This is a genomic window from Ideonella azotifigens, from assembly GCF_006519715.1.
Classification (GTDB): domain Bacteria; phylum Pseudomonadota; class Gammaproteobacteria; order Burkholderiales; family Burkholderiaceae_C; genus Ideonella; species Ideonella azotifigens.
The window spans coordinates 1-5,011 of record NZ_VIDT01000420.1; the positions used below are offsets into that span (position 1 = coordinate 1).

At 66.9% G+C, this 5,011-nt stretch carries 6 protein-coding genes; all 6 read left to right on the top strand.

The window, feature by feature from the left end; translation table 11 throughout:
* A partial coding sequence (locus FKP22_RS32370) for a hypothetical protein (protein ID WP_170200991.1) occupies nt 1–425 on the top strand: 425 nt, incomplete at its 5' end.
* Nucleotides 422–1,747: a glycosyltransferase gene (locus FKP22_RS20855; RefSeq protein ID WP_141289614.1), complete on the top strand. Its 1,326-nt coding sequence runs from the start codon at nt 422–424 to the stop codon at nt 1,745–1,747. The genes FKP22_RS32370 and FKP22_RS20855, both read left to right, overlap by 4 nt.
* The gene (locus tag FKP22_RS20860; RefSeq protein ID WP_141289615.1) at nt 1,728–2,558 is read left to right on the top strand and encodes a hypothetical protein; all 831 of its coding nucleotides are present in this window, start codon (nt 1,728–1,730) and stop codon (nt 2,556–2,558) included. The genes FKP22_RS20855 and FKP22_RS20860 overlap by 20 nt, the downstream gene beginning before the upstream one ends.
* Nucleotides 2,559–2,566: 8 nt before the next feature.
* Nucleotides 2,567–3,589 (top strand): hypothetical protein, encoded by a 1,023-nt coding sequence (locus FKP22_RS20865; RefSeq protein WP_141289616.1) that lies wholly within the window; start codon nt 2,567–2,569, stop codon nt 3,587–3,589.
* A 16-nt stretch (nt 3,590–3,605) separates the two neighbouring features.
* Nucleotides 3,606–4,637: a hypothetical protein gene (locus FKP22_RS20870; protein ID WP_141289617.1), complete on the top strand. Its 1,032-nt coding sequence runs from the start codon at nt 3,606–3,608 to the stop codon at nt 4,635–4,637.
* A gap of 53 nt (nt 4,638–4,690) precedes the next feature.
* Nucleotides 4,691–4,987 (top strand): hypothetical protein, encoded by a 297-nt coding sequence (locus FKP22_RS20875; RefSeq protein WP_141289618.1) that lies wholly within the window; start codon nt 4,691–4,693, stop codon nt 4,985–4,987.
* The last annotated feature ends 24 nt before the right edge of the window (nt 4,988–5,011 follow it).

Sequence of the window (5,011 nt, forward strand, 5' to 3'; positions counted from 1 at the left end):
CGCTGCTGCCGGACCTTTTGGCCACCTGCACAGTGCGGCGCTTTGCCTTCCTCGGCCCCGCCGTGCTGCTCACGCCGGCCGGCACCGAGGCCGTGCAAAGCCACCTGCAGCAAGCCAGCAGTGAGATCGACTACCTGGACATCGAATTCTTCAAGGGCAGCCAGGCCGAGACCGGCCACGAAAGCCAGGCCTTTGCCTGGCACACCGCCGCCTTCGAGGCGCACCGCGTGCAGGCCCCTACGCTGCTGCCCGGCTACTGGCGCACCAACGCGCTGCCCCGGCCGCCGGTGCGCTCGCGTGCTGCAGCCGCGCCGCATTGCCTGCGCCTGAGCCGGCCGACCAGCATGCCGCTGCACGACCGGGTCAACCAGCAGCTGATCCTGCGCTGGCAGCAGCAGGACGAGGGCCACCGGGCAGCACCATGATCGTCGTCTTCTCGCACGCCCATCCATCCATCAGCAAAGGCGGCGCCGAGGTCAGCGCGTACACGCTCTACAAGGGCCTGCTGGCGCTGGGCCAGAAGGCCGCGTTCGTCGCGATGTGCCCGGAGGCCCAGTTGGCCAAGCTGCGTTTCGAGACGCCGGATGAACACACCATCGCCTACCAACCGGCGCGCTACGACCACTACTTCCACCTCGCCGAGCCCAGCCAGCTCGGCGCCGTAGCCGAACTGGTCCAGACGCTGCAGCCCAGCGCAATGGTCTTCCACCACTTCCTGTTCATCGGCATCAACACCGTGCGCCGCCTGGCCGAGCGCTTCCCCGTGCCTTCGGTGCTGGTGCTGCACGAGTTCCTGGCCATTTGCCACCACCACGGCCAGATGGTGACCCGGCCGCACAAGAAGCTCTGCGAGGCAGCAGGTTCGGTGCGCTGCGCAGGCTGCTTCCCCGAGCACGACGCAGAGGAATTCAACGTGCGCAAGCAGTCCTTCCTGGCGGCCATGGGCCAGATGACGCGACTGGTCTCGCCCAGCCACTTCCTCGCCAGCCGCTTCATCGCCTGGGGCATCCCGAAGCAGCAACTGGTGGTGATAGAGAACGGCCTGGCCGGCTATGTGCCACCGCCTCCCACCACCGACAGGCCACCACCCCACCGCAGCCCTGCCGGCCTGCCCTGGCAGCGCAGCGAGGCCGCAGCGCGGACGATCCTGACCGTGTTCGGCTACTTCGGCCAGATCAACCCCTTCAAGGGCATCGACCAGATCCTCGATGCCCTGGACCTGCTGCCGGTCACCGTTGCCGGCGCCTCCGCGATCCGCGTGCGCATCCACGGCAACGTGGTCGGCGTGACCGAGGAGTTCCAGAAGCGCTTCGAAGACGCCCAGGCGAAAGACCCGCGCATCGAATACGTCGGCCCCTACAACAACCAGGACGTGCACCGGTTGATGCAGGCCTGCGACTACGTCCTGATGGCCAGCAAGTGGTGGGAAAACTCACCGGTCGTGATCCAGGAGGCCTACGCCGCCGACCGGCCCGTCATCGTGCCCGCGCTGGGGGGTATGGCCGAAAAAGTCATCGAAGGCACCAGCGGCCACCACTTCAAGCCCAACGATCCGGAGGACCTGGCGCGGGTGCTGCTGAAGTGCGCAAGCCGCCCCGGCGCGCGCAAGAAGATGCAGCTCCCCCGCCCGCTCAGCGCCGCGCAGATGGCCAGGCGCTACCTCGTGGCCGCCGGCCTGGGGCCGACCGATTGGGCTTCCACCACACTCAAGACAGGGAACACAAAAAATGCTGAAGGGATTCATTGAACAGATCTCCGAGACCGCGATCTCGGGCTGGGTCTACTGTGCCAACTTCGATGTCGCCGGCCATCGCCTGCTGGCCTTCGAGCGGGACCAGTGCATCGGCGCAGGCCACATCGACATTCACAGGCCGGACCTGGAAGCCGCCGGCATGGGCAAGGGACTGCTGGGCTTTTCGATCAGCTGCGACCCGGCGGTGCTGAAGCGCCATGCCAACATCAGCGTGCGGCTGGACAACTCCGACTTTGCGCTGTTGCCACGCAGCACCTCGCAACGCCCCGCTCGCCGCGAGGTGGCGGCAGGCCTGTTCAGCAGCACCGAGGCACGGCGTGTCGAATGGATGGCCAGGCAGGGCTGGCTTTCACAGGAGCAGTTCCTGGCGCTGCGCAGCTTGAATCAGCTGGGGGTGTACCAACGGACCTTCTCGCGCAGCGAACTTGGCGACTTCTCGCTGGAGCGCAAGGCCGCCGACCTGTACCTTGAAATCATGTGCCTGCTGTTCCGCAGCGAGTTCAACCTGGCGCAACTGCAGGAGCATTCGCTGATGCCCCGTGACCTTGCGCAGCTCGACTTCAACCTGGCGGGCGGAGAACATGGCGTGATCGGACTGTACGGCGGCGAGCTGAGCGCCGAGGTCTCCGAAGGCGCGCACGCCCTTGGCATCGACGGTGCCGAGCCCCCCGTGGTGGCACCCGTCAGCTACCGCTGCGCGCCGCATCAGCTGCTGCTGGTGCACACCGGTTGCCTGCGCAGCCTGGCACTGGGCAAGGGCAGCGGCGTGCAACTGCTGGCGCTGGCGGCCCCAGCCGCTGCCTGAGTCGCTCCATGAAACTGATCTTCCACATCGGCGCCGGCAAGACCGGCACCAGCTCGATCCAGGCCACGCTGAAGGCGAATGCCCCAGTGCTGCAGGCACGGGGCGTGCTGTACCTGGGTCTGATGTTCGAACACTCGCCCGCGCGGCTGTTCGAATGGCAACGCTTCGGCGGACAGGATGAGTTCCTGGCCCTCCCGCAGGCGGAGGCCGAGGCGCAGTTCAACCGCGTGCTGCAAGCCACGCTTCGGCGCGGCCGCGAGGCCGGCGTGCACAGCATGATCTGGAGCAGCGAATCTTTTTTTGACCGCTTCGACGCGGTGCTCGGGCCGCTGCAACGTGCTTGCGAACAAGGCCTGGACCTGGCGGTGCTGGCCTATGTTCGGGCCCACGAGACCTGGGCCCGCTCGGCGTACATCCAATGGGGCCTGAAGCACAAGACCTACCCCGGCCGCCTGCGCAGCTTCGGCGAATGGGTTGCCCACCGCAAGCCGCTTTTCGCACCCACGCTGGCACGCTACGACGCTGCCTTCCCGGGTCGCCTGACGGTCCGCAACTTCGACGCTGCCGGCGACGTCGTCGACGACTTCTGCGAGTTCGCCGGACTTGCCGACCTGCCGCTGGAGCGTGTCCACGAAAATCACACGCCTGACGACACCGAGCTGTTCCTTCGTGCGCTCTTCAATGACCGCCAGGACAGCGATGCCCTGCCCATGGTCTTCGACAAGGCCGTTGGCAGGCTGCTGCCACAGGCGGCGTCACCCACGGCATTCCTGCAGGGCTTGTACCCCCATGCAGCGGACATCGAGCAGGTGGCGCGCCACGCCCATGCCGACCGCCAGGCGATAGACGCCCTGCTGGTGCAACAAGGCCAGCCGCCCCTGCAGATCGGCGCGATCACGCCGAAGCAACCGCGCATCGACGACGGCCGCTTGCTGGGTGCGCTCGCCAGGCTGTGCATCGCCAACGCCCGCCGGCTGGACGCGCTCGAAGCCGAAGACCAGCGGCTGCGCAGTGGCGGCGAGCCGCTCTGAACCGGAAACTCATCTGATGGCACGTCCTCCGGTTCGATTGATCCTGCACGCCGGCAGCGGCAAGACCGGCACCAGTTCGATCCAGGCCACGCTGCGCGATGCCCGCCACACGCTGGAAGCCCAGGGTGTCTGGTACCTGGGGCTGGTGCTGGAACATGCACCGGTGCAGCGTCATGCATGGCAGAAGTTCGGTGAAACAGCCCGCTTGCATGCGCTGCCTCACGCAGAGGGCGCTGACCAGTTGCACGGCGTGCTGGTCGCAACGGTGGCGCTGGCAATCGAGCGTCGCATCCACACGCTGATCTGGAGCAGCGAATCGCTTTTTGACCGCCCCGACAAGGCGATAGAGGCGATGCATCGCCTGGACCCGGCACAGGTTGACCGGCATGTCGTGATCTATGTGCGCCGCCACGATGCCTGGGCAAGCTCGGCCTACCTGCAATGGGGCATTCGTCACAAGACCTACCGGGGCCGGCTGCTCAGGTTTGCCCACTGGGCCGAACGGCGCGGCGTGCGCTTTCAGCCCAACATCCAGCGCTTCACCGAGGCCTTTCCAGGCAAGGTCACGCTGCGCAATTTCGATCACGTGCGCAACGCCGTGGCCGACTTCCTGTTGATCTGCCGCATTGATGCCCAGGGCGTCGAAGAGCAGCGCGAAAACATCACCGCCGACGACAACGAGCTCTACCTGCGCGCACTGTTCAACGACCAGGCCGACGAGCCCCAGCTCCCCGCTGCGTTCAACCGCTCGATCGGCCGCCGCCTGAAGGAGGACGCGGCGCCCGAAGCCTTCCTGCAGGCGCTGCTGACCGGCGCCGCGCCGCATGCGGACGCGATCCACGCGGACCGGCTGCTTGTCAACCAGTGGCTGCTGGCCAGCGGCTGCGAGCCGCTGCACGAACAGCCCGCCTTGACCCACACGGTGCAGATCGACCGCGCGCGGCTGGTGCTGCACTTGGCCACATTGGCGATGGACCAGGCCGTTCGCCTGGCGCGGCTGGAGGCGCTGCGCACCGCCCGGACCGCAGGGACCGCTGCGACGACTTGATGGCCGAGAGTCGCGGACGGCCTTGTTTTCCGCGCAGCCCGAGGAGAATCCTTTTGAAACCCGCTGAAATCGTTTCCCAACTGCGCCTGCGCGACCCCAAGGTCCTGGGTGACGTGCCCGACAAACGCGTCGAGCAGATCCTGCGTGCCACCTTCGCACTGATCCGCGAGAACGTCTCCGCCACCGCCGAAGGCGATGTCACCGTGGCCACGCTGGGACGTTTCCACGCCCGCGAAATCGTCAAGCAGGAAGCTGGCGAAGACGAGAAGCGCCTGAAGCGCGTGATCTTCTTCCCCGCCAAGCCGCCGGAAAAGAAGGGCCCGCCGCTGCTGGCCGGCCTGTCGGCCTGAAGGCCCCCAGGCGGCCTTGAGCGC

Excerpts from the sequence above, each read along its gene's own strand:
- FKP22_RS20855 (WP_141289614.1), top strand. The coding sequence starts at position 422 with ATGATCGTCGTCTTCTCGCACGCCCATCCATCCATCAGCAAAGGCGGC.
- FKP22_RS20860 (WP_141289615.1), top strand. The coding sequence starts at position 1,728 with ATGCTGAAGGGATTCATTGAACAGATCTCCGAGACCGCGATCTCGGGC.
- FKP22_RS20865 (WP_141289616.1), top strand. The coding sequence starts at position 2,567 with ATGAAACTGATCTTCCACATCGGCGCCGGCAAGACCGGCACCAGCTCG.
- FKP22_RS20870 (WP_141289617.1), top strand. The coding sequence starts at position 3,606 with ATGGCACGTCCTCCGGTTCGATTGATCCTGCACGCCGGCAGCGGCAAG.